Source organism: Pseudoalteromonas rhizosphaerae (assembly GCF_028885455.1).
Classification (GTDB): domain Bacteria; phylum Pseudomonadota; class Gammaproteobacteria; order Enterobacterales; family Alteromonadaceae; genus Pseudoalteromonas; species Pseudoalteromonas rhizosphaerae.
The window spans coordinates 4,867,681-4,891,700 of the sequence record NZ_CP118496.1 but is presented as its reverse complement, the minus strand read 5'-3'; the positions used below and the strand labels follow the sequence as shown (position 1 = coordinate 4,891,700).

The following is a 24,020-nucleotide window of genomic DNA, read 5'->3' as shown; positions in this document are numbered from 1 at the left end:
GCCAAAAGTAGTTCTGCCTATTCAGGCGTATCGGTTGTAAGCATATTTATAACCTAATTATTTACTATTAGATCATGAATAATATAGAAATGAAATTTGCATATAAGAGATAAGCTCACAGCTATCATTTTTTTTATAAATCCTTTAGCATAATCAACAAAGTGACATAACGGTTTTATAGTATGCAGATTGATGATGAGGGCAAAGTGCAGGGAGTCAATCAACGACCAAGTACGCATTTTGATGAGCGCCCACTAGGTGAGGAAATATCTTTATTAGTGATTCATAATATTTCCTTGCCTGCAGGGCAGTTTGCCACGCCGTTTGTGGATGATTTGTTTATGGGGTGTATTGATTGCCAAGCACACCCTAGCTTTGCTGATTTAAAGGGGTTGAGAGTTTCAGCACATTGCTTTATTAAACGCAGCGGTGAAATAGTTCAGTATGTGCCTTTTAGTAAACGTGCATGGCATGCTGGGCAGTCTGATTTTTTAGGACGTAGTCAGTGTAATGATTTTAGTATTGGTATTGAGCTTGAAGGTACAGATACAACGGCGTATACCCAAAATCAATATAATGCATTACAATCCTTAACTAAGACATTGATATATAAATACCCAGCTATCACACGCGAGCGTGTTGTTGGCCATTGTCACATTGCACCAGGGCGAAAAACAGACCCTGGAGACAGTTTTGATTGGAATCATTATTTTGCTGCTATATTTTAACTAGCGCCCATTTGGAAAGAGAAAAGTATGATCTTAATTTCTATAATAATAGCTCTGATATTAGAGCGTTTAGGTGCCCGATCTGATTATTGGCAAATAAGCTATTACGCGCAAGGCTATTTAACACGTTCAAAAAAACAGCTTGGCGAGCAAGGTCTATTCAATTCGCCTGCGGGATTTATTATTTGGTTGTGTTTGCCGGTATTACTTGTGGCGGTTATTTTTACCTTATCTGATTTTGTATTATGGCAGTTAGCTATTAATGTGGCTGTGCTGCTGGTTTGCTTTGGCTGTGCTAAACAACGTGCTTTATATAAGTCCTATTTAAATGCGCTAACCCGTGATGATCAGCAAGCGGCAACCTTATATGCACTGCAAATGGGGCAAAAGAAAACGGAAGAGCAAAAAGGCGGTGAAACCTTTGGACAAACGTTGGCTTGGGTAAACTTTCGTTTTTATTGTGCAGTTATTTTTTGGTTTGTAATATTAGGCGTACCTGGCGCGACCTTGTATGCATTAGTACGTACTTTTGCTGATTTAGTGCAGAACGACCATAAAGTTGTGTATGCCAAACGTTTTAAACTTATTCATTCATTATTATTTTGGCTTGATTGGTTACCAGCCAGAATCGCCAGCTTTGGTTATCTAGTAATAGGTAACTTTAATAAAGGCACTAGTTGCTGGCTGCATTATGTACTCGATTTTACGGTGAGTAACCGTAAAGTGGTTACTAATACCGCGCTTGCCGCAGAGCAGATAGAACAGCAACATTTTGGTTGCGCGTATGAAGCAACTTGTATGATGAAGCTTGTAAAACGAAATGTGTTATTTTACTTGGTGTTGATTGCCTTGTTTACTTTATTTGGTGGTTTAGCGTAAATAAACAGGTGCTAGGTTTTAGGGAAGTAACTAGGTGCTAGGGAAGTTATGGTTAAAACCTAGAACCTAGTACTTCGTCACACAAATTTTGACTAGTTGAGAGCACCGTAAGCTCTCTCTAGTTTTTCACGTGCTGAATCAACATTAAACATCCAATTTATACTGGCGCCTTCTTTATTTCGGCGCCATTCCCACGCCGTGAGCTCTGTCTTTAACTCTTCCATACTTGCTATGCGCCGATCTAAGCATTGCTTATTCATATTGCCAATTTCTATCTCGACCATATTCAACCAACTCGCATGTTTAGGTGTGTAATGGAACTCTATTTTATTTAAAATACGTCGTGCTTCTTGCGGTGAAAATGCTTTATATAACGCACCTTCCGTATGAGTCGATAAGTTATCTAGCACGACACGAATTTTATTCGCATGTGGGTAGTGTTCATCGACTAAGTCCTTCATACAGTGTGCAAAATCAACTTTCGTTTTCCTCTGTGTTGCTTTAACGTGCCGCCAACCCCGATGACGGTCAAAGAATACAAATAAGTTAGCCACGCCAACCCGTTTATATTCATAATCTAGGCGTTTTACCTGTCCCTTTTTCATCGGTTGTACTGGCCGTGTATCATCAACAAGTTGCTTCATCGCCTTATCAAAATTAATAATAGGATTGAGCTCATCCGCTGGCTCAGCATATAATTCAAGTACATGCTCCATTCTTGCAATATACTCAGCGTCCATTGTTGCCACACACCACATCTTTTTTGCCATGGCTTTAACGCATTTTCTTTAAGGCGTCTACGAACCGTTTCATATGAAATACTGTCTAAATCCGTTAATGTTATTAATCGCTCGCCAAGTAACGCTAATGTCCATCGGCAGTGTCCTGTTGGCGGCTCAGAACAGGCTGTGGCTATTAAAGTTACTTCATCTTTCGCGGAGGTTTTTCTCATAGCACTACTTCGTGCACCTTCATTTAAAGCGGCTTCTAAACCGTCTTCGACAAACTGACGTTTGACTCGAAATACAGTTGAAGAGCTCACTTGAACCGCTTCACATATTTGATCTGTTGTATATCGACAACGGTCCGCTTTTAATAAAATGGCGGCTCGTTTGTACTTTCGAACATTGACCATGCCTTTTTTGCAGTAGTTAACTAATTCGCATTTTTCTTCTGCTGATAATTCAACAATATACTTTCGGTTCATAACAATATTAAATGAGTAAATATGAGTTAAAGGATCGTCAATTAGGATAAAAGTTCATTATGAATAAAGAAGAGTTGCCGTCGTTCACTGTGAAACAAGGGCAGTATTTGGCATTTATTTATTACTACACAAAAGTGAATGGTGTTGCACCTGCTGAAAATGATTTTGAGCGTTATTTTGGAACTGCATCATCAAGTGTTCATGCAATGATTTTAACGCTTAAAAAGAAAGGGTTCATCACTTCAACTGCTGGAAAAAGCCGAACGATAAAGCTATTGATAGGAATAAATCAGTTGCCTGAATTTAAGTAAGGCAACTGATCAGAACTTCTGTGAACGAGTACTAGTACTTCGTCACACAAATTTTGACTAGTTGAGAGCACCGTAAGCTCTCTCTAGTTTTTCACGTGCTGAATCAACATTAAACATCCAATTTATACTGGCGCCTTCTTTATTTCGGCGCCATTCCCACGCCGTGAGCTCTGTCTTTAACTCTTCCATACTTGCTATGCGCCGATCTAAGCATTGCTTATTCATATTGCCAATTTCTATCTCGACCATATTCAACCAACTCGCATGTTTAGGTGTGTAATGGAACTCTATTTTATTTAAAATACGTCGTGCTTCTTGCGGTGAAAATGCTTTATATAACGCACCTTCCGTATGAGTCGATAAGTTATCTAGCACGACACGAATTTTATTCGCATGTGGGTAGTGTTCATCGACTAAGTCCTTCATACAGTGTGCAAAATCAACTTTCGTTTTCCTCTGTGTTGCTTTAACGTGTCGCCAACCCCGATGACGGTCAAAGAATACAAATAAGTTAGCCACGCCAACCCGTTTATATTCATAATCTAGGCGTTTTACCTGTCCCTTTTTCATCGGTTGTACTGGCCGTGTATCATCAACAAGTTGCTTCATCGCCTCATCAAAATTAATAATGGGATTGAGCTCATCCGCTGGCTCAGCATATAATTCAAGTACATGCTCCATTCTTGCAATATACTCAGCGTCCATTGTTGCCACACACCACATCTTTTTTTGCCATGGCTTTAACGCATTTTCTTTAAGGCGTCTACGAACCGTTTCATATGAAATACTGTCTAAATCCGTTAATGTTATTAATCGCTCGCCAAGTAACGCTAATGTCCATCGGCAGTGTCCTGTTGGCGGCTCAGAACAGGCTGTGGCTATTAAAGTTACTTCATCTTTCGCGGAGGTTTTTCTCATAGCACCACTTCGTGCACCTTCATTTAAAGCGGCTTCTAAACCGTCTTCGACAAACTGACGTTTGACTCGAAATACAGTTGAAGAGCTCACTTGAACCGCTTCACATATTTGATCTGTTGTATATCGACAACGGTCCGCTTTTAATAAAATGGCGGCTCGTTTGTACTTTCGAACATTGACCATGCCTTTTTTGCAGTAGTTAACTAATTCGCATTTTTCTTCTGCTGATAATTCAACAATATACTTTCGGTTCATAACAATATTAAATGAGTAAATATGAGTTAAAGGATCGTCAATTAGGATAAAAGTTCATTATGAATAAAGAAGAGTTGCCGTCGTTCACTGTGAAACAAGGGCAGTATTTGGCATTTATTTATTACTACACAAAAGTGAATGGTGTTGCACCTGCTGAAAATGATTTTGAGCGTTATTTTGGAACTGCATCATCAAGTGTTCATGCAATGATTTTAACGCTTAAAAAGAAAGGGTTCATCACTTCAACTGCTGGAAAAAGCCGAACGATAAAGCTATTGATAGGAATAAATCAGTTGCCTGAATTTAAGTAAGGCAACTGATCAGAACTTCTGTGAACGAGTACTAGGACCTAAAACTTAAAACTTAAAACTTAAAACCTCATCTCCCAACCATCTGGTCAGACCATTGTGTTTTTCTATAAAACTCCTTCCTAAACACAGGCTTTATCTCATACTGTTTGATCTTTGTGCAAAATACGTTAGGGTGTTTTTTAAGGTGCGTCGCAGCGAAATTGACAGCAAACTTGCTTTTTGATAACGTATGGCTCAAATTTGGTATGACCAATTTACCTTTTGGTCTAGTCTCTGGGCACAAACTTGGATTTTTCAGGTTACATTTCCACTACAATGCGGACGTTGATTAATGTCTTTAAAGATTAAAGCAGCAAAACTATCGGATGTTATTTTACAGCAACTTGAGAACATGATTCTTGAGGGCTCATTAGCACCGGGTGAGAAACTGCCGCCAGAGCGTGAATTAGCCAAACAATTTGAAGTGTCTCGCCCTTCATTACGTGAAGCCATTCAAAAGCTAGAGGCAAAAGGCTTAGTAACGCGACGTCAAGGTGGCGGGACGTTTGTAAAAAATCAGCTAGAAGAAGGGCTCACTGATCCGTTATTTGACTTGATCAGTAAACATCCTGAATCACAGTTTGATTTACTAGAGTTTCGTCATGCTCTCGAAGGGATTGCAGCTTATTATGCTGCGCTTCGTGGTACTAGCACTGACTTTGCTAAAGTTAAGCAAAGCTTTGAATGCATTGCATTGGCTCATGATGATTTACTACAAAAAGCCAAAGCAATTAACGCGTTTCACTTTAGTGTGGCAGAAGCCTCGCATAATGTGGTGTTACTGCATTTAGTGCGCGGTATGCGGGCATTGCTTGAGCAAAATGTTTTACAAAATTTAACGGTATTGTTAGAGAAGCCGCATATTAGTTCGCGCTTAGCTGAGCACCGCCGTTTATTGATGGATGCAGTGATTGAAGGGAATCCAGAGCAGGCGCGACTTGCCAGTAATGCTCACTTAGCTTTCATTGAAGAAGCGTTATTGGAAGCAGGTAAAGAGCATTCACGAATTGAGCGTAGTTTAAGACGCACAAAGCAAAATTAAGTAACAAAAAACTAAGTTAAAGATAAATAATTTAAGCAAGTGCTGTATATGGCAACACGATTACCACAGTGCTAATTAAGAACATTCGTATTTTAAACATAAGGAAACCTCCATATGTCTGAAGTCAATAAAATTGACGTAGACGCGCTAGAAACACAAGAGTGGTTACAAGCTCTTGAATCAGTTGTGCGTGAAGAAGGTGTTGAACGTGCTCAGTTTTTACTTGAGCAAGTATTAGAGCAAGCCCGTTTAGACGGTGTTGATATGCCAACAGGTATCAACACAAACTACGTTAATACGATCCCGGTAGATCAAGAACCTGCTTACCCAGGGGACGTAAACCTTGAGCGCCGTATTCGTTCTATTATTCGTTGGAACGCAATCATGATTGTATTGCGTGCTTCGAAAAAAGACCTCGACCTAGGCGGCCATATGGCGTCTTACCAGTCATCAGCGGCGTTTTATGAAGTATGTTTTAACCATTTCTTCAAAGCCCCAAATGATGTAGACGGCGGTGACTTAGTTTATTATCAAGGTCACATTTCTCCGGGTATTTATGCACGTGCATTTGTTGAAGGTCGTTTATCTGCTGCGCAGCTTGATAACTTCCGTCAAGAAGTTGATGGCGAAGGTTTACCATCTTACCCACACCCTAAATTAATGCCTGAATTCTGGCAGTTCCCTACGGTATCTATGGGTCTTGGTCCTATCGCGTCTATTTACCAAGCGCGCTTCTTAAAGTACCTAGATGGTCGTGGCTTAAAAGACACTAAAAACCAACGTGTATACGCGTTTTTAGGCGATGGCGAAATGGATGAGCCAGAATCACGTGGCGCTATTTCTTTTGCTGCTCGTGAAAAACTAGACAACCTTTGTTACTTAATTAACTGTAACTTACAGCGCCTGGATGGCCCTGTAATGGGTAATGGTAAAATCATTCAAGAGCTTGAAGGTCTATTCAAAGGCGCTGGCTGGAATGTGATCAAGCTAGTGTGGGGCAGCGGCTGGGATATCCTACTAGCTAAAGACACCACTGGTAAGTTATTGCAATTGATGAACGAAACAGTCGATGGCGATTACCAAACTTATAAAGCTAAAAATGGCGCGTACGTACGTGAACATTTCTTTGGTCGTTATCCTGAAACAGCAGCACTTGTTGCTGATATGACAGATGACGAAATCTTCGCGCTTAAGCGTGGTGGTCATGAACCATCAAAATTATTCGCTGCATTCAAAAAAGCAGAAGAGACCAAAGGTCGCCCAACAGTTATCCTAGCTAAAACTGTAAAAGGTTACGGCATGGGTGAAGCGGCTGAAGGTAAGAATATTGCTCACCAAGTGAAAAAAATGGACATGTCACATGTTGCCCATTTACGTTCACGTTTAGGTCTTGATGATTTAGTATCTGAAGAGCAACTTGCAGAACTTCCTTATTTAACACTTGAAGAAGGTTCGGCTGAGCACAAGTACTTACATGCTCGCCGTGATGCACTTAAAGGTTATACGCCAAAACGTATTCCTAACTTTACTGAAAAGTTAGTACTGCCAGAAGTAGAAGCATTCAAGCCACTACTTGAAGAGCAAAAGCGTGATATCTCTACCACTATGGGCTTTGTTCGTGCACTTAATATCTTATTGAAAGATAAAGGTATTGGTAAAAACATCGTACCAATTATTGCCGATGAAGCGCGTACGTTTGGTATGGAAGGTTTATTCCGTCAAATCGGTATTTATAACCCGCATGGCCAAAACTATACGCCGCAAGACCGTGATATCGTTTCTTACTACAAAGAAGCAACATCGGGTCAAGTATTGCAAGAAGGTATCAACGAGTTAGGTGCAATGTCATCGTGGGTTGCTGCGGCAACATCATACAGCACTAACGATTTACCAATGATCCCATTCTATATCTACTATTCAATGTTCGGTTTCCAACGTGTTGGCGACATGGCATGGATGGCGGGTGACCAACAAGCACGTGGTTTCTTATTAGGTGCTACTGCTGGTCGTACAACATTAAATGGTGAAGGTCTACAGCACGAAGATGGTCACAGCCATATTCTTGCTAACACAGTACCTAACTGTATCTCTTACGATCCAACATACGCTTACGAAGTAGCGGTTATTGTTCAAGATGGTATTCGTCGTATGTACGGTGAAGATCAAGAAAACATTTACTACTACCTAACGCTTATGAACGAAAACTATGCACAACCTGCTATGCCAGAAGGTGCTGAAGAAGGTATTCGCAAAGGTATCTACAAGCTAGAAAGCTACGCAGGCAAAAAAGCCAACGTACAGCTATTAAGCTCAGGTACTATCATGACTGAAGTGCGTAAAGCCGCCGCGATTTTAAGTGATGAGTACGGTATTGCATCTGATGTGTATTCAGTAACGTCGTTTAACGAATTAACTCGTGAAGGGCAAGATGTTGAGCGTTTCAATATGCTTAACCCTGAAAGCGAGCAGAAGACTGCCTACATCACCAGTGTATTAAATGACTCAGTGACTGTTGCCGCAACGGATTACATGAAAAACTACGCAGAACAAGCGCGTTCATTCATTCCAAGCAGCAACTACAAAGTATTAGGTACCGATGGTTACGGTCGTTCTGATAGCCGTGAAAACCTTCGTCGTCACTTTGAAGTTAACGCCAGCTACGTAGTAGTTGCGACGTTATCTGAACTTGCTAAACGTGGTGAAGTTGAGAAGTCAGTTGTGGTTGAAGCACTTAAAAAGTTCAACATCGACACTAACAAACTTAATCCACTGTACGCATAAGAGGTTTGCAATGAGTATTGAAATTAAAGTACCAGATATCGGTGGCGATGAAGTCGAAGTAACCGAAATTCTAGTGAGCGTTGGTGACAAAGTTGACGTTGACCAATCATTACTAACTGTTGAGGGTGATAAAGCCTCAATGGAAGTACCTGCGGCACAAGCCGGTACTGTAAAAGAAATCAAAGTAAACGTGGGCGACACGGTTACTACGGGTTCTTTAGTATTCTTGTTTGAAGGTGAAGAGCAAGCATCTAGCGAAGCGCCTGCAGAACCAGCAAAATCTGAAGCTGCAGCACCTGCTGCGTCTTCAGGTTCAACAACTAAAGAAGTCACGGTACCAGATATCGGCGATGATGAAGTTGAAGTAACGGAAATCATGGTTGCTGTTGGCGACACTGTTGAAGAAGAACAATCTATCTTAAACGTTGAAGGCGACAAAGCGGCAATGGAAGTACCAGCGCCGTTTGCAGGTACTGTTAAAGAAATTAAAGTTGCCGCTGGCGATAAAGTAAAAACAGGCTCTTTAGTGTTTGTTTTTGAAGTGGCTGGTAGTGAGCCAGCAGCTGCGAAAGCAGAAACAGCGCCAGCTCAAGAGTCTGCGCCGGCACAAAGTTCAGCGCCAAGCAGTAAAGAAGTAAACGTGCCTGATATCGGCGGTGATGAGGTTGAAGTCACTGAAGTGATGGTTGCAGTAGGCGATAAGGTTACTGAAGATCAGTCAATCTTAAACGTTGAAGGCGACAAAGCGGCAATGGAAGTACCAGCACCGTTTGCCGGTACTGTTAAAGAGATTAAAGTTGCTGCGGGCGATAAAGTATCGACCGGTTCACTTATCTTTGTATTTGAAGTGCAAGGCAGTGCACCTGCAGCTACCGCTGAAAAAGCGGCTTCTGAATCTGCACCAGCAGCGAAAGCAGAATCAGCTCCTGCTCCACAAGCAGCGCCTACAAAAGCGAGCAATGAAAGCTTTGAAAACAATAGTGCGTATGCTCATGCATCGCCAGTTGTTCGCCGCTTAGCACGTGAGTTTGGTATTAACCTTGCGAATGTAAAAGGCTCAGGTCGTAAAAATCGCGTTGTGAAAGAAGACGTGCAAGACTATGTGAAGAACTTAGTTAAGCAAGTTGAGTCAGGCCAATTAGCGACAGCTTCTGGCAATGCTGGCGGTAGTGAGCTTGGTTTAATTCCATGGCCAAAAGTTGATTTTGCTAAGTTTGGTGAAATCGAAGAGAAAAAACTATCTCGTATTCAAAAGCTATCGGGTAAAAACTTACACCGTAACTGGGTGCAAATTCCACATGTTACGCAGTTTGATGAAGCTGATATCACAACTCTTGAAGAGTTCCGTAAAGAGCAAAATGCCCTTAGCGAGAAGAAAAAGCTAGGTGTTAAAATCACCCCGCTGGTATTTGTAATGAAAGCAGCAGCGAAAGCACTTGCTGAGTTCCCTACATTTAACTCATCACTATCTAACGACGGTGAAAGCTTAATTCTTAAGAAGTACATCAATATCGGTGTTGCAGTTGATACGCCAAACGGTTTGGTTGTGCCAGTATTTAAAGATGTTGATAAGAAAGGCATCATTGAATTATCGCGTGAATTAATGGAAGTATCTGTTAAAGCGCGTGACGGCAAACTTACCTCGTCTGATATGCAAGGTGGTTGTTTTACAATTTCAAGCCTTGGTGGTATTGGCGGTACAGCCTTTACGCCAATCGTAAATGCCCCAGAAGTTGCTATTTTAGGTGTCTCTAAGTCTGAAATTAAACCTAAGTGGAATGGCAAAGAGTTTGAACCAAAACTAATGGTTCCACTTTCTATGTCTTACGACCATAGGGTGATTGACGGTGCACTAGCGGCACGCTTTACTGTAACTTTAGCAAGTTACATGAGCGATATTCGCCAATTAGTAATGTAAGCAATTGCTGAATGTAGCGAAATAAATAGAATCAAATCCCAGCCAGTTGTTTTTTGCTGGGATTTTTACCATTTGCAATGATACAATCTTTGTATATTTTGCATAAATTTTTGATCTGCTCTCCCTTTCTGCCTTGCAGAAACATGGCAGTTAAACTTTAGGGCAGTGTCCCGTTCAAACAATTAAGGTAAAAGCATGAGCAACGAATTAAAAACTCAAGTTGTTGTACTAGGCGGTGGTCCTGGTGGTTATTCTGCGGCTTTCCGTGCTGCTGACTTGGGCTTAGAAGTAACAGTAGTAGAATCTCGCGACACATTAGGCGGTGTATGTCTTAATGTTGGTTGTATTCCTTCGAAAGCACTTTTACACGTAGCTAAAGTAATTGATGATGCAGCAGAAATGTCATCTCATGGTGTTACTTTTGGCGCACCACAAATTGATTTAGATAAAATTCGTTCGTGGAAAGAGTCAGTTGTTAGCCAACTTACTGGTGGCCTAGACGGCATGGCTAAAATGCGTAAAGTTAAAGTGGTTTACGGTTACGGTAAATTCACAGGTAGCAACACGCTTGATGTTGAAGGCGCTGACGGTAAAACAACAATTACTTTTGATAACGCTATCATTGCTGCTGGTTCTAAACCGGTAAACTTACCTTTCATTCCTGAAGATGACCGCGTAATTGATTCAACCGGTGCACTAGAGCTTAAAGACATCCCTGAAAAGCTATTAGTATTAGGTGGTGGTATTATCGGTCTTGAAATGGGTACTGTGTATCGCGCACTAGGTTCTGCAATCGACGTAGTTGAATTTGCTGACCAACTAGTACCAGCTGCTGATAAAGACATCATCAAGATTTACCAAAAATACGTAAGTGATAAATTTAACGTTATGCTATCAACTAAAGTTGTTGGCGTAGAAGCGAAAGATGACGGCTTATACGTTACATTTGAAGGTAAAAACGCACCAGCTGAACCAGTACGTTATGACAAAGTATTAGTTGCTGTTGGTCGTACACCAAACGGTAACTTATTAGATGCTGACAAAGCGGGTGTTAATGTTGATGAGCGTGGCTTCATTAATGTTGATAAGCAACTTAAAACTAACGTTGACCACATCTTCGCGATTGGTGACTTAGTTGGTCAACCTATGCTTGCGCACAAAGCGGTTCATGAAGGTCACGTTGCTGCTGAAGTTATCTCTGGTCAAAAACATTACTTTGATCCGAAATGTATTCCTTCAATTGCCTATACTGACCCAGAAATCGCTTGGGTTGGCGTAACTGAGAAAGAAGCAAAAGAGCAAGGCTTAAGCATTGAAACAGCTGTATTCCCATGGGCTGCATCAGGTCGTGCAATTGCATCTTCTCGTACTGAAGGTTCTACTAAACTGATCTTTGATAAAGAAAGTGGCCGTATTATCGGTGGTGCTATGATTGGTATTAACGCAGGTGAAATGCTGGGCGAAATCGGTCTAGGTATCGAAATGGGCGCTGACGCTGAAGATTTAGCATTAACTATTCATGCTCACCCAACATTGAACGAATCAATCGGCCTTGCAGCTGAAATATTTGAAGGTTCAATCACTGATTTACCAAACAAAAAAGCAGTTAAAAAGAAGAAGTAAGTTCTTTTAGTTAATTGTTTAAAAACCCAAGCCACGGCTTGGGTTTTTTGTTTTGTAGGCGCGGGTGTGTAATACGTAATACCTTGTAGGCGCGGTTTTACCCCGCGCAATTAGATTAAAGTTCGTTTAGTGATTAATTCACCACCGAGAACACAGAGAAGAAATAAGTGATTTTTTACTTTGGTTTCTCTGTGTAGCGCGAAGCGCCTTTGTGCCCTCAGTGGTAAATAATGGGCTTTATCGCGAGGTAAACTCGCTGCTACGAATGGGCAATATCTCGTAGGCGCGGGTTTACCCCGCGCAAATGAATAGTGTAAGCTCGGGGGGAAATTAGCCGCGGAACAAGCTCTGTCGCGATATAAAATCGCTGCTACAAATGTGTTATAATACGCGCCGATCAAATTTAGGTACTATTTTAGGTAATAAACCACGTGAATAAACGCTCTTCTAATTCAGTACTTACTTTGCGTGCCCAGCAAATTAGTGAATCTCGCCGTGAGTTTAATGCTCGTGGCGGTAAAATGGATCGCTGTGAGCGATGCTTAATCGCGAAACATTACTGTATTTGTGACGGTGTGGAGCCGGCTGATAGTAAGGCGGCGGTATGCTTACTTATGTATCACAACGAGAGTTTTAAACCCTCTAATACAGGGCGATTAATTGCTGAAATTATTCCTGATAATCATGCTTTTCGTTGGGACAGGACTGATCCTGACGATAAACTATTAGCCTTATTAAATGACCCGCAATATCAACCTATGGTGATCTTTCCTGCTACAGATGTTGAAGATACCGCACGCGTTATTACTGATGTACAACACCAGTCTAATAAACGTCCCTTGTTTATCTTTTTAGATGGCACATGGCGTGAAGCGAAAAAAATGATCCGCAAAAGCCCGTATTTAGACGAGTTGCCAGTCCTCTCAATTACCGCAGAAAAACTGTCAGATTATCGCTTACGTGTAGCCCCTCACGCACACCAACTTGGCACCGCTGAAGTGGCCATTATGGTTTTAGCACTAGCTGGGGAGGTTGATGCAGCAACTAAGCTTGAACAGCATTTTATGAAGTTTCGCGACGCGTATTTATTAGGTAAGCGCAATAAAGGCAGACCTGAGTAATTTGGTTTCCCCATGTTGTACCTCGAAAAATCGCGATATAAAATCGCTGCTACGGGATGTGCAATATCTCGTAGGCGCGGGTTTACCCCGCGCAATTAGATTAAAGTTCGTTCAGTGATGAATTCACCACCGAGAACACAGAGAAGAAATAAGTGATTTTTTACTTTGGTTTCTCTGTGTAGCGCGAAGCGCCTTTGTGCCCTCAGTGGTAAATAATGGGCTTTATCGCGAGGTAAACTCGCTGCTACCAATATGTAGGCGTGGGTGGTTTACCCCGCGCAAATGAAAAGTGTAAGCTCGGGGTAAAATTAGCCGCGAAACAACTCCTGTCGCGATATAAAATCGCCAGGGCAGGATCATACTTTGTAAGCATTTATAGTTTATGATCTAATACTATAAATATCATCACTTTAGATTCCTTATGTCCTTATTCTCCCATTTAGAACTCGTAAAAGATAACCGCTCAACTATCAACCAGCATCATAACCTTGTCGATGTTCTTTTCCTTATTATTAGTGCAGTAACATCTGGATGCGAAGGATGGCAAGATATTGAAGTATATGGAGAAAGCAAGATGAACTGGTTGAAAAAGTTTCGTCCTTTCAATAATGGCATACCGACACGACACAGCATTGCTAGAATATTTCGAACGGTCGATACTGACTCATTGCTACTGAGCATGTACAGCTGGGTCAACCAACATCGTATTAAATCCAATCAACCTATCATTGCGTTTGACGGTAAAACGATTCGCGGGGCAAGCAATCATATGGCGGATAAGCTACATCTTGTTTCTGCATTCGACTGTGAAACAGGATTAACTTTATTTCATCAAACGGTAGGAAGTAAGACAAATGAAATACCCGCAGTAAGAGAGTTACTGCAAACCCTTGATATTAATGACACTCTCATCACGTTAGATGCTCTACATTGTCAAAAAGAGACATTGAAGCAATTAATCAGTCGAAATGCTGATTACCTTGTGCAGGTTAAAGGTAATCAAAAGAAGCTGTATAGCGCTATTAATGATTTATTTATGCAGCACTACGAGTCTGAAAATTCAGGCATTATAAGCCATGTAACAAAAAATAAAGGGCATGGGCGTCAAGAAGTAAGAACGGTGGACTGCCTTGATGCTTCATTTTTACCTGTTGAAATAAAAGAGAATTGGCCGTCAATTAAAACAATCATTGCGGTACAAAGGGAAAGGAAAAAAGGAGTTAGAACGAGTATTGACACTCATTTTTACCTAACATCAGTCACAGATAACGCGCTAATTAGTAAAGCGATTAGGCATCATTGGTTGATAGAAAACCAACAACACTGGATATTGGATGTCGTGTTTAAAGAAGATGCATCTCAAATACACGATCCGTTAAGTGCACAACATATGGCGTTATTTCGTCGAGTGGTTAGAAACATGGTAAAACAACATACGAAAAGTAAGAACTCAATAAGAAGTAAGTGCGTAAGAGCGTGTTATGACGATGATTTTAGAGAAGAATTGTTATTCGGTTAACATCGTTAACAAAGTGTGCTCGCGCCCTGATAAAATCGCTGCTACAAATTTGTAATATCTTGTAGGCGCGGGTTTACCGCGCGTAAATGCAAAGTGTAAATACGGGATAAAATTCAGCCTCGAAACAACCTCTGTCGCGATATAAAATCGCTGCTACGGCATGTGCAATATCTCGTAGGCGCGTGTTTATCCCGCGCAAATGCAAAGTGTAAGTACGGGATAACATTCAGCCTCGAAACAACCTCTGTCGTGATATAAAATCGCTGCTACGAATAGGCAATATCTTGTAGGCGTGGGTTTTCAGCGTAACATGTAATAAAAAAGCGCGCTGTAACTTAATACACCGCGCTTTTTTAAACTTAAAACTTACAGCTTATAACTTAAAGCTCAGCTCTCAAATCAATGTGATACCACAATTAAGCGAATGGCATCTAGTTGCAGCTGGGCTTTGCCAATATAAGTTGTTAGTTCAGTGCGTTGCTTGTCGTAGAAGGTAAGCTCTTCTTCACGAATATTTGGGTTTATCTGTTTTAAAGCAGCTAAACGCGCCTGCTCTTCACTGAGCGATTGTTGCATTTGCTCAAGCGCCGCAGTGCGAATGACTTCTAACTTAGTTTGCGCCATTTCTTGTGCTGTTTTAAGCATTGGGTGAATCGCACTTTGTAGTGCTCCAGCAAGTTTACTGGCTGTTTGACGGCCTACCGCAGAAAGCTGCTGATTAAAGCCATCAAAACCTACATTATCGCCTAGGTTATTACTGGCTTTGTCGAGCAAAATACGAATCGGCGTCGGCGGTAAAAAGCGGCCAACTTGCAGCGCTTTTGGTGCCATGGCTGCTGCTACGTAAATTAGCTCAACAAAAAAGGTGCCTGGTGGTAATTTTTTGTTTTTAAGTAATGCGACTGACGCAGTACCAAAGTCATCATCACAGATCATGTCTAAGGTGCCTTGCACCATAGGGTGATCCCAGCTGATGAAATGCACATCTTCTTGTGCAAGTGCAGTGTCACGGTCAAATGTGACTGTCATGCCGTCATCTTTTAAACTTGGGAATGACGGATTTAGCATATGCTCAGTTGGCTTTAAGATAATAGTATTTTCACCTTTGTCTTCTTGGCTAACGCCAAAGGTATCAAACACGTTGATCATATAACTTGGTAGTTCAAACTGGTTGTCTAGTTTTTCAATATCAACAACCAGCGAGTCTGCTGCACCTTGGCCTGATGAGTGTAACTCAAGCAAACGGTCACGGCCGCTTTCCATTTGTTTACGCAGGACTGCGTTTTGACCGGCTACTTGCTCTAGTAATGGCTCTAGCTCGTCTTCATCACAGTTATGGGCGGCAATAAACTCAAGTAGCTCATCTTTAAACTCTTTATACAAAAGTTGTCCGGTGCTTGAGGTGGTTTCAAAGGCATCTAAGCCTTCGTTATACCAACGCAGTAATACTTCTTGTGCGCTGTTTTCAAAGTACGGTACATGGATGTTGATATCTTGAGTTTGGCCAATACGGTCAAGGCGACCGATACGTTGCTCAAGTAAATCTGGGTTCAGTGGTAAATCAAATAACACTAAGTGATGAGCAAATTGGAAGTTACGACCTTCTGAACCAATTTCAGAGCACAATAATATTTGTGCATTGTCGTATTCATCAGCAAAGAATGCGGCGGCGCGATCTCGCTCAATAATTGTCATGCCTTCATGGAACACTGAGGCTTTAATCGCTTCGCGTTCACGCAGGATTTGCTCAAGGCTGATAGCGGTTTCGGCTTTAGCACAAATAAGCAGGACTTTTTCCCGTTTAAGGGTTTTTAGGGTGTCGATCAACCATTCTACGCGAGGATCAAATTGTCCCCAGCTAGCGCTTTCGCCTTCAAACTCTTGGAATATTTTTTCAGGGAATAGGGCGCGTTGCGCGCTAAGCTCTGCATTTTTAATGCCGCTCATATTGCCCAATACTGAAATTGCCGTTTTATATTGTTTCGGCATCGCCATCGGGTAGGCGTGTAGTTTGCGACTAGGGTAGCCGTCAATGCCGCTACGGCTATTTCTAAACAAAATACGGCCTGTGCCATGGCGATCTAATAACATCGCCAAAATCTCTTTACGGGCCGCTGCATCGCCATTTTGCGCTTGTTCAAGCACCTTACTGATGTCGGTTTCTTTTAACAGCTCAATTAGCGTGGCTTTGGCGTTGTCATCAAGGGCTTGCTGTTGTAATAATTGATTAGCAGCCTCTGCCACATGCTTATAGTTACTTTCTTCAGCAACAAAGGCATCGTAGTCATAAAAGCGATCAGGATCGAGTAACTGTAGGCGCGCAAAGTGGCTGCGGTGACCAAGTTGATCCGGTGTTGCTGTTAATAGTATCAGCCCTGGAATATCTTGGCTAAGCTCAGCCATACGTTGATATTCAGTGCTTGGTTTACCGTTGGTAATACTTAAATGATGCGCTTCATCAACAATCAGTAAATCCCAATCAGCCATTGTTGCTTGTTCAAACCAGCGTTTTTTCTTGGTTAAAAACTCAAGGCTAGTTAGTACTAACTGTTCAGTGTCGAATACATTTGGTGAGTCGGCAAATGCTTCATCGCAACGCTCTTCATCAAAAATTGAAAAGTGTAAATTAAAGCGACGCAGCATTTCAACTAACCACTGATGCTGCAAGTTCTCCGGCACTACGATGAGCACTCGGCTTGCGCGACCACTGATAATTTGTTGATGTAAAATCATCCCTGCTTCAATGGTTTTACCAAGGCCTACTTCATCAGACAATAATACTCGAGGAGCAAACCGTTTACCGACCTCTTGTGCAATATAAAGCTGATGCGGAATTAAGCTTGCGCGCTGACCAATCAAACCCTTAATAGGTGATTGTTGGCGTTCAAACTGGTGTTGCCATGTTTGATAGCGCAATGTATAGCGATCAAAACGGTCAACTTGACCGGCAAATAAGCGGTCTTGTGGTTTATTAAATTTGATGAAGTGATCTAAAAACGTTTCTTTTAATTTTGCTTTTTCACCGTTATCAATACGAGTGCCGTGATAACAAAGTAAATCACCGATAGGTTCAATTGACTCGACTTCAAGTTCCCATTCTTCAACGCTTTTGATCACATCACCAGGATTAAATGCCACACGGGTAACCGGTGCTTCTAGCATTGAGTAAACACGGTTTTCGCCACTGGCGGGAAATAAAATGCTGACCTGACGGCCCTCAAGGGCAACCACTGTGCCTAATCCTAAATCTGACTCTGTATCACTGATCCAACGCTGACCTAAGGAAAAATTCATGTATGTCTCGTCTATGAAGAAAAAGGCGGCTATGTTACCTGTTACCTAACACCACTGCAAGGCACGAACCAGCTGACTTTTAATTAATTTAATAACTGTGAATTATTCCTATTAAAGCTGCTGCAATAAGGATTAATTCAAAACAAAAAAAGGTTTGTCATAAAACAGACTTTTATGACATCTAAGCTAAACTTAGAATATACCTAGCAATTAAGTTTTTCAGGGTGAGCGTTCACCCGTTTTACTTGATTAGTTGTGTATAGCATAAAAATCATAAAACGTAAGGAAAGTGCTATGGAAAAAGCTTCGAACCTTGATAGTAAAATGTATGTGCTAGATACCAATGTATTACTTCACGAACCCCTCGCGTATTTATCATTCCAAGAACACGATGTTGTAATTCCCATGACAGTTTTAGAGGAACTGGATCATATAAAAGATCGTAAGCATGATGTCAGCCGTGATGCCCGTGTGGCCATTCGTGGTTTGGATGAAGTACTCAAAGATGCCACACCAGAACAAATGCTCAAAGGTGTCGCTCTACCTAGTAATAAAAAGGCCAAAGCATCTTCGGCTGGCACACTTATTATTGTTAATGATCATTTATTTGCCGATTCTATCTCAGGTTTACCTGGCAACGAAAATGACCACCGTATTATCAATTGTGCCGTGCACCTACAAAAACAACATCCTAATAGCAAAGTGGTGTTAGTTACCAAAGATATTAATATGCGTTTGAAGGCCAAAGGCGCAGGGCTTAAATTTGTTGAAGATTATCGTACCGATCAGCTGATTGATGATATTGCTTTGCTCTCCAGTGGTTATAAAAAAATTGCTGGCGATTTTTGGCAGCATGTGGGCGAATGTGAAACACAACAACATGGTCGTGATGCGTTTCATAAAGTGGCAAAAAGTTTGATCCCCGATGTATTTTGCAATGAATATTTACTTGATGACAGCGGTCAGTTTGCCGCACGAGTCAAATCTTATGATGAGCAGCATATTATGCTCAAAGATATCGGTGTTGAGCGTTTAATGCATCAGTCGGCATGGGGAGTAAAGCCAAAAAATATTTATCAAGGCATGGCAATGGATGCGTTACTCGATACCGGTATTGAATTAGTTATTTTAACAGGTCCTGCAGGATGCGGAAAAACATTACTAGCGCTTGCCTGTGCTTTGGAAATGGTGGTTGAAAAAGGTATTTACGATAAGGTAATTGTCACCCGAAATACTCCTGAAATTGCTGAGTCGATCGGTTTTTTACCAGGTACCGAAGAGGAAAAAATGGCACCATGGTTAGCTGCGATCACCGATACCTTAGAGGTATTACACAAAGGTGACGAAAATCCTATTTCAAGCCGTAACTATATTATGGAAAAGGCCAACATACAGTTTAAATCAGTTAACTTTATGCGTGGTCGCAGCATTCAAAATGCCGTGGTCATTTTACAACCCCGAATTGGAAAGATTTTAAAGTTTTTACCCCCTTGTTTTTATTGGCCTGTAGAAAAAGTAAAAAGAATTTCTCTAAACATGGATTTTTGTAACGACTTTAAGCATTCCCACAATAGCCAATCTTTACAGAGTATTTGTTATTTGGGATGTAAGTACAACACGCATTCTAGCAACGATGCAAACTTTTGGAGGGCTGCGTCATGAAAAGCTCTGTTGAAAACCGAAACCCTCGTGTTCTTGACACGTCTGCGTTGGTTCATGATCCAAAAAGTATCCTGTCATATCAAGATGATATTTACATCTGTCTAACAGTTCTAGAAGAATTAGATAACTTAAAAGAAAGAACTAACAAATCGGTTAGTGCTGATGCTCGTGTATGTATTCGTATGCTTGAAGATATAATAAATGGGCACAGTGCAGAAGAGATGGAAGCTGGTATTCCACTGCCTTCTACTGAAACAGCTAAACGAGGAAAACTGTTTATTGGAATTGATACCCAGCTCGATATGGCTAAAGAGTTAAAGCACGGTATTGGAAGTGACGCTGACAATAGAATAATTAACTATGCACTGTATCTTCAGAAGGACTTAGATAAAGACGTAGTAATTGTTAGCCGTGACATTAATATGCGCTTGAAAGCTCGAACCGTAGGGGTCATGGCAGAAGACGTTGCCGTAGATAATCAAATATCAGATATTGATCTTTTATACACAGGGGTACAAGCCTTTAAAGGAGATCTTTTTGATCGAATTAAATCAGACAAAGACTTCAAGGTTTCAGGAGAAGTTTATACTTTCCCAATAAGTCTATTTAATGATGAAGTTCAGCCAAACATGTATTGGTACGATGAAGCTGGACACATTGGGCGAATTTCAGAAGTAACAGATACTGAGGTATTCACAAAGTTATTGCCTCGTAAACAAGAAAAAGTATGGGGCATTTTGCCTAAAAATCAGCGTCAGGCAGTAGCTTTAAGCCAATTAACAGATCCATATTATGACTTAAATATCATCCTTGGCCCTGCTGGCTCCGGAAAAACTTTTTTAGCAGTTGCTTCGGCGCTGCATCAAGTATTGGAGTTAAAAAAGTACAAAAAAATCGTTGTGGTGCGCTCCAGAGACTTTATGGACGATGATCCGGGGTTTTTACCCGGTGACCTGACAGAGAAATCAATGCCGTTATTAGCAGGTATAACAGATGCGCTTATATCAATGCATTCAGGTGATAACAATGAAGGTAATATTAGTGCAACTGTTGAGCATGTGATCGAAAAAGCCAATATAGAATTTACTAGTATGGCTTACTTCCGAGGTCGTTCAATAGACGATGCTGTTTTAATCATTGATGAAGCTCAAAACATGACTAGAGCGCAAATTAAGGGCATGTTAAGCCGTGGTGGCAAAAATTGTCGCACAATCGTGTTGGGCAACTTAGCCCAGATTGATGATAAGTTTGTCACACCCGCATCTTCAGGTGCTAGCGCGGCTGTTAACGTGTATAGAAACTATGAAAAAGGCTCAGTATTGATATTTGATGAAGTAGAGCGTAGTAGCTTGGCTGAATTCACTGAAAAGAACATGTAGGCATCAAACTACAATTCACATTTCCTTATAATATTGCGACAATAGCCACTGCTTTTTGCAGTGGCTTTTCAGAGAAGCCCGTTCCCACGAAAACAGGACGAAATGGATTTACTCTGAACTAAAAGATTAAATATTCACAAAAACTGAGTGACATAGGTGCGTGGCCTAGCGTTGCCGTTTTTTGGTGTATTGATGTCTTTTAATAAAGAAGACCTGCTAGTAAATATAAAAAGGCAGGCAAAACGATTATCTAAATTATTAACTATTCCCCTTGGACAAGCCCAAGAAGCCCTAGCTATTTGTCTGTATGACTGTAACAGTTACAGCGATTTACTAGTAAAAATAAAAGCTGAATCCTTTGACAACCCATTGATAGCACTGTCTGCTCTCTCACCAAACTCGGAAATATTTTTAGTAAAAATATTAGCTAGCCACCTAGATAGCATCATTGGAAATTTTGAAAAAAAATTTCCCGGTTCCAATATAAATGAAGAATTAGTCATATCCCTTTTCGGACTTAGCTTTGATGAGTTCAAAGCCAAAATTTCTGACTGATTTTGTACAAATCCGTAAGTTGCCATTTAAAAATTTAGCGATATTATGAGTGAAAGGTTGTGCGGACAGCCTACGCCTACACATGTTTTTCGCCTTGAAAAACGTGAACAGTGAAGCGGAGCATCCGTAAAAATTTGGTTATTTGAACAATAAATAAAGCAATGTGTTGGTAGGCCATTGTTTATTGGAAAGTTGTTTGGAGAACTAAGTGATCTCACTTTATCAATTAAAGAATAAGCTCAATAAACAAGCAAAAGAGTTTGCTGAGTTATTAGAGTTTCCTGATCTTTACGCCCAAGGCCTGTGGGCTAGAGGTGTTTATAACTGCCCTCATTTTTCTGATACCCATAAATATCTCTCTGAAGTATTTGAAAAGAAAAAGCTGGACTCAATTCTAAAGCACGATTCCCTGAAATATTTAATGATCAACGAATACGATGATCAAGAAATTATTGAATCGCTTCATAAAGAAATTGAGTCAATGGCAAACCGTATTGAAAGCCTGATGCTGGTAGATATCGAAACATTAGAGTTAGTTTCAGTGATATACCAAGTTTTAGGGTTGCCTGAAAATGCCAAGTTTATTGTAAATACAGGTGCAGACTTCCGCTTAGAGTGGCGACCATACTTTGATGCCTTTGATGATCCGTTGATAGTTCAATATGCAGATTTAAAAGTTCATGGTTGTTATTTCAGGCTAATCGCTTGCAAGTTTCCGTTTGAAAAGCTTTCCTTGGATGACATTAGAAAATACATGTACATCAATCATGTAAACCATAATGGTGAGTTTGAAGGCTGTATTTCTGAAGGAAATACATTTTCTAAGCATGTGCACTGGCTGGTGTTGACACTTGAATTATTCAGTAGCGGCAAAGTAAATAAGGCTCAGTTCAATCCAACAACCTTCAAAATCGAAGGTATGCGCTATTTGGTATATGGCTTCCCATTGATTCCTTCCTTTGTATCTGATTGGCACAAACCTGATTTATGTCTACGAGTCAAAAATCTAGATGGCGATCAGAAGTTCATTGTTCGTATCGAACAGCAAGATCTTGTTTTTTATGCGAGGCGCGTTGATACCAACTTTTTTAACACAATCGATTATGAAAAATACATTTCGTTGTATCAATCTAGTGTTCTGTCACATTTTGATGCTGACAACAATTTGCTTAAAGTTGATGGGGTTAAATATCTAAGTTTTTTTCGTCCTTTTTCTGTAGAAGATATGAAAGGAGTTCAAGCATGAGACCTAGAGTAAAACTAACCAACGCAAAACTTATCTCAATTCAATCTGATACAGAGGAAAAAGTTGAACGGGTGCTTTACGGCACATTTGCTGACGAAAATGAAAATGGTAAAGAAGGAGATGCTTTATTCACGATAAAGGTTTTGGAAATCAATGGTCTAGAAAGTAAGTGCTTTGGTGTTGACTTTTATATCTTAGATGCTGAATCTAAAGAGTTTGATGTAAATGCATTTGAGTTTAATTTAATGCATGAGTGTATGTATTCTCCTAATGAGTTATTAGAGCTGCGAGATATGCTCCCGGCTAGTTATTAGTAAGGGAATACGTTGGATAGAATATATTTAAAGGATGCCTACATAGTATCTGTTTACGACTATAAAGAATTTGAAAAAATATTTCTTGGCGAGTTTTTATCAGGGGGGGTTATTGAAGATGAAACATTCAGGTTTCGGCCATTTCAGCAAATCGTGACTTCAAAGATTGTTAGCAAATCTGCTGATGAGGATAAGTTAGAAATATACACACATAGTGGGAGTTGTTATGTGATTGATGCTGACCATAAGTTAATTGATATTTCATTTGTTGAACTGGTTGTTATGAGAGCAGGAGCTTATTCGGCAGATCGAGTTTTAGAAATGAGAGAGCAACTTAAGTCTCAAAATAAAAGCCATTGAATAGCGAAGATAAGAAGTCTGATGAGATTATTATTTGTCACTTACCTCTTTGAAAAATTTGACGATAATCAAATATTCATAAATGTTTATACAGCATCAATTGACTTAGTCAAAAATTTGCATTAGTATTAGAGATGTATATTTGTAAGAGAATTTTATGTCTAAAGCATTTTCAAAAGTCTTAGTAATGACGCTTATGCTGGTTGCCTTTGTAGGGCAAGCATTTGCGTATTCTGCTATGCCTTGCGAAATGTCATCAGGTTCTCACGAATCACACATGAACATGAACATGAACATGGATCATGGTGATATGAATAAAAGCAGTAATGGTCAATCAGAAGATTGTTGTGACGTTGAATGTATTTGTCCTGCAAATGCTTGCTCATCTACGACAGTCCTAAATTCCAGTATTGATTCGACAGATATTCAAATATTCAGTGAATCTGTAGCTGCTCTGCAATCTAAACAACCTCATTCAATTTCCACTTCCCTTTATCGTCCACCAATTTTTGCCTAATACAGGATTAGTGCGTCCAAATTTCTCGCACATGTAATTAA

The 24,020-nt window shown here is 40.5% G+C and carries 19 protein-coding genes and 1 pseudogene; 17 read left to right on the top strand and 3 right to left on the bottom strand.

The features are described 5' to 3' along the window. Window positions 1-182 precede the first annotated feature (182 nt). Window positions 183-728, top strand: coding sequence for a 1,6-anhydro-N-acetylmuramyl-L-alanine amidase AmpD (gene ampD, locus PVK79_RS21185; RefSeq protein WP_257324621.1), 546 nt, complete (start codon window positions 183-185; stop codon window positions 726-728). Between the two features lie 27 nt (window positions 729-755). Beyond that, a complete protein-coding gene (gene ampE / locus PVK79_RS21180) occupies window positions 756-1,607 on the top strand; it encodes a beta-lactamase regulator AmpE (RefSeq protein WP_257324619.1) in 852 nt (283 codons plus the stop codon). A gap of 92 nt (window positions 1,608-1,699) precedes the next feature. Here ampE and PVK79_RS21175 read toward each other — a convergent pair. Continuing rightward, window positions 1,700-2,814, bottom strand: a pseudogene (locus PVK79_RS21175) (IS630 family transposase). A 59-nt stretch (window positions 2,815-2,873) separates the two neighbouring features. On the opposite strand from PVK79_RS21175, the gene PVK79_RS21170 reads away from it, so the two are divergent. Next, a complete protein-coding gene (locus PVK79_RS21170) occupies window positions 2,874-3,125 on the top strand; it encodes a LexA family protein (RefSeq protein WP_149983453.1) in 252 nt (83 codons plus the stop codon). A gap of 57 nt (window positions 3,126-3,182) precedes the next feature. Here PVK79_RS21170 and PVK79_RS21165 read toward each other — a convergent pair whose 3' ends face one another. Then, window positions 3,183-4,298: an IS630 family transposase gene (locus PVK79_RS21165; RefSeq protein ID WP_257324033.1), complete on the bottom strand. Its 1,116-nt coding sequence runs from the start codon at window positions 4,296-4,298 to the stop codon at window positions 3,183-3,185. Between the two features lie 59 nt (window positions 4,299-4,357). Between PVK79_RS21165 and PVK79_RS21160 the strand changes: the two genes are divergently transcribed. The 7 genes from PVK79_RS21160 to PVK79_RS21130 all read left to right on the top strand — a co-directional run bounded on the left by PVK79_RS21160 (window position 4,358) and on the right by PVK79_RS21130 (window position 14,652). Next, window positions 4,358-4,609, top strand: coding sequence for a LexA family protein (locus PVK79_RS21160; RefSeq protein WP_149983453.1), 252 nt, complete (start codon window positions 4,358-4,360; stop codon window positions 4,607-4,609). 331 nt (window positions 4,610-4,940) lie between these two features. Next, entirely contained in the window at window positions 4,941-5,690 is a 750-nt protein-coding gene (gene pdhR, locus PVK79_RS21155; protein ID WP_145235214.1) for a pyruvate dehydrogenase complex transcriptional repressor PdhR, read from the top strand. 114 nt (window positions 5,691-5,804) lie between these two features. Continuing rightward, a complete protein-coding gene (gene aceE, locus PVK79_RS21150) occupies window positions 5,805-8,471 on the top strand; it encodes a pyruvate dehydrogenase (acetyl-transferring), homodimeric type (RefSeq protein ID WP_257324618.1) in 2,667 nt (888 codons plus the stop codon). A gap of 10 nt (window positions 8,472-8,481) precedes the next feature. After that, complete coding sequence (aceF, locus tag PVK79_RS21145; RefSeq protein WP_257324616.1) at window positions 8,482-10,389, top strand: pyruvate dehydrogenase complex dihydrolipoyllysine-residue acetyltransferase; 1,908 nt, start codon at window positions 8,482-8,484, stop codon at window positions 10,387-10,389. A 195-nt stretch (window positions 10,390-10,584) separates the two neighbouring features. Then, entirely contained in the window at window positions 10,585-12,012 is a 1,428-nt protein-coding gene (gene lpdA / locus PVK79_RS21140) for a dihydrolipoyl dehydrogenase (RefSeq protein ID WP_257324615.1), read from the top strand. A 431-nt stretch (window positions 12,013-12,443) separates the two neighbouring features. Next, window positions 12,444-13,133 (top strand): tRNA-uridine aminocarboxypropyltransferase, encoded by a 690-nt coding sequence (locus PVK79_RS21135; protein ID WP_257324614.1) that lies wholly within the window; start codon window positions 12,444-12,446, stop codon window positions 13,131-13,133. 421 nt (window positions 13,134-13,554) lie between these two features. Next, window positions 13,555-14,652: an ISAs1 family transposase gene (locus tag PVK79_RS21130; protein WP_257324612.1), complete on the top strand. Its 1,098-nt coding sequence runs from the start codon at window positions 13,555-13,557 to the stop codon at window positions 14,650-14,652. Between the two features lie 399 nt (window positions 14,653-15,051). Here PVK79_RS21130 and rapA read toward each other — a convergent pair whose 3' ends face one another. Continuing rightward, a complete protein-coding gene (gene rapA / locus PVK79_RS21125) occupies window positions 15,052-17,946 on the bottom strand; it encodes an RNA polymerase-associated protein RapA (RefSeq protein WP_182731326.1) in 2,895 nt (964 codons plus the stop codon). Between the two features lie 294 nt (window positions 17,947-18,240). On the opposite strand from rapA, the gene PVK79_RS21120 reads away from it, so the two are divergent. The 7 genes from PVK79_RS21120 to PVK79_RS21090 all read left to right on the top strand — a co-directional run bounded on the left by PVK79_RS21120 (window position 18,241) and on the right by PVK79_RS21090 (window position 23,979). Then, the gene (locus tag PVK79_RS21120) at window positions 18,241-19,608 is read left to right on the top strand and encodes a PhoH family protein (RefSeq protein WP_257324610.1); all 1,368 of its coding nucleotides are present in this window, start codon (window positions 18,241-18,243) and stop codon (window positions 19,606-19,608) included. Further along, window positions 19,605-20,987 (top strand): PhoH family protein, encoded by a 1,383-nt coding sequence (locus PVK79_RS21115; protein WP_008464132.1) that lies wholly within the window; start codon window positions 19,605-19,607, stop codon window positions 20,985-20,987. Before PVK79_RS21120 ends, PVK79_RS21115 begins: the two co-directional genes overlap by 4 nt. 192 nt (window positions 20,988-21,179) lie before the next feature. Further along, on the top strand, window positions 21,180-21,542 hold the full coding sequence (locus PVK79_RS21110; protein ID WP_024595179.1) for a hypothetical protein: 363 nt from the start codon (window positions 21,180-21,182) through the stop codon (window positions 21,540-21,542). A gap of 208 nt (window positions 21,543-21,750) precedes the next feature. Further along, a complete protein-coding gene (locus PVK79_RS21105; protein ID WP_013465892.1) occupies window positions 21,751-22,788 on the top strand; it encodes a hypothetical protein in 1,038 nt (345 codons plus the stop codon). Further along, entirely contained in the window at window positions 22,785-23,102 is a 318-nt protein-coding gene (locus PVK79_RS21100) for a hypothetical protein (protein ID WP_008109627.1), read from the top strand. The genes PVK79_RS21105 and PVK79_RS21100 overlap by 4 nt, the downstream gene beginning before the upstream one ends. Window positions 23,103-23,114: 12 nt before the next feature. Further along, window positions 23,115-23,462, top strand: a complete 348-nt coding sequence (locus tag PVK79_RS21095; protein WP_016899198.1) for a hypothetical protein — start codon at window positions 23,115-23,117, stop codon at window positions 23,460-23,462. A 157-nt stretch (window positions 23,463-23,619) separates the two neighbouring features. Beyond that, window positions 23,620-23,979 carry a hypothetical protein gene (locus PVK79_RS21090; protein WP_004589251.1) on the top strand — a complete coding sequence of 120 codons (360 nt, stop codon included), beginning with the start codon at window positions 23,620-23,622 and terminating at the stop codon, window positions 23,977-23,979. Window positions 23,980-24,020: the final 41 nt, after the last annotated feature.

What these genes read in the sequence shown, in the direction of transcription:
- rapA (WP_182731326.1), bottom strand. Translation starts at nt 17,946, where the DNA reads ATGAATTTTTCCTTAGGTCAGCGTTGGATCAGTGATACAGAGTCAGAT.
- PVK79_RS21160 (WP_149983453.1), top strand. Translation starts at nt 4,358, where the DNA reads ATGAATAAAGAAGAGTTGCCGTCGTTCACTGTGAAACAAGGGCAGTAT.
- PVK79_RS21100 (WP_008109627.1), top strand. Translation starts at nt 22,785, where the DNA reads ATGAGACCTAGAGTAAAACTAACCAACGCAAAACTTATCTCAATTCAA.
- PVK79_RS21165 (WP_257324033.1), bottom strand. Translation starts at nt 4,298, where the DNA reads ATGAACCGAAAGTATATTGTTGAATTATCAGCAGAAGAAAAATGCGAA.
- PVK79_RS21115 (WP_008464132.1), top strand. Translation starts at nt 19,605, where the DNA reads ATGAAAAGCTCTGTTGAAAACCGAAACCCTCGTGTTCTTGACACGTCT.
- ampE (WP_257324619.1), top strand. Translation starts at nt 756, where the DNA reads ATGATCTTAATTTCTATAATAATAGCTCTGATATTAGAGCGTTTAGGT.
- aceF (WP_257324616.1), top strand. Translation starts at nt 8,482, where the DNA reads ATGAGTATTGAAATTAAAGTACCAGATATCGGTGGCGATGAAGTCGAA.
- PVK79_RS21130 (WP_257324612.1), top strand. Translation starts at nt 13,555, where the DNA reads ATGTCCTTATTCTCCCATTTAGAACTCGTAAAAGATAACCGCTCAACT.
- PVK79_RS21090 (WP_004589251.1), top strand. Translation starts at nt 23,620, where the DNA reads ATGTCTAAAGCATTTTCAAAAGTCTTAGTAATGACGCTTATGCTGGTT.
- pdhR (WP_145235214.1), top strand. Translation starts at nt 4,941, where the DNA reads ATGTCTTTAAAGATTAAAGCAGCAAAACTATCGGATGTTATTTTACAG.
- lpdA (WP_257324615.1), top strand. Translation starts at nt 10,585, where the DNA reads ATGAGCAACGAATTAAAAACTCAAGTTGTTGTACTAGGCGGTGGTCCT.
- ampD (WP_257324621.1), top strand. Translation starts at nt 183, where the DNA reads ATGCAGATTGATGATGAGGGCAAAGTGCAGGGAGTCAATCAACGACCA.
- PVK79_RS21110 (WP_024595179.1), top strand. Translation starts at nt 21,180, where the DNA reads ATGTCTTTTAATAAAGAAGACCTGCTAGTAAATATAAAAAGGCAGGCA.
- PVK79_RS21170 (WP_149983453.1), top strand. Translation starts at nt 2,874, where the DNA reads ATGAATAAAGAAGAGTTGCCGTCGTTCACTGTGAAACAAGGGCAGTAT.
- aceE (WP_257324618.1), top strand. Translation starts at nt 5,805, where the DNA reads ATGTCTGAAGTCAATAAAATTGACGTAGACGCGCTAGAAACACAAGAG.
- PVK79_RS21120 (WP_257324610.1), top strand. Translation starts at nt 18,241, where the DNA reads ATGGAAAAAGCTTCGAACCTTGATAGTAAAATGTATGTGCTAGATACC.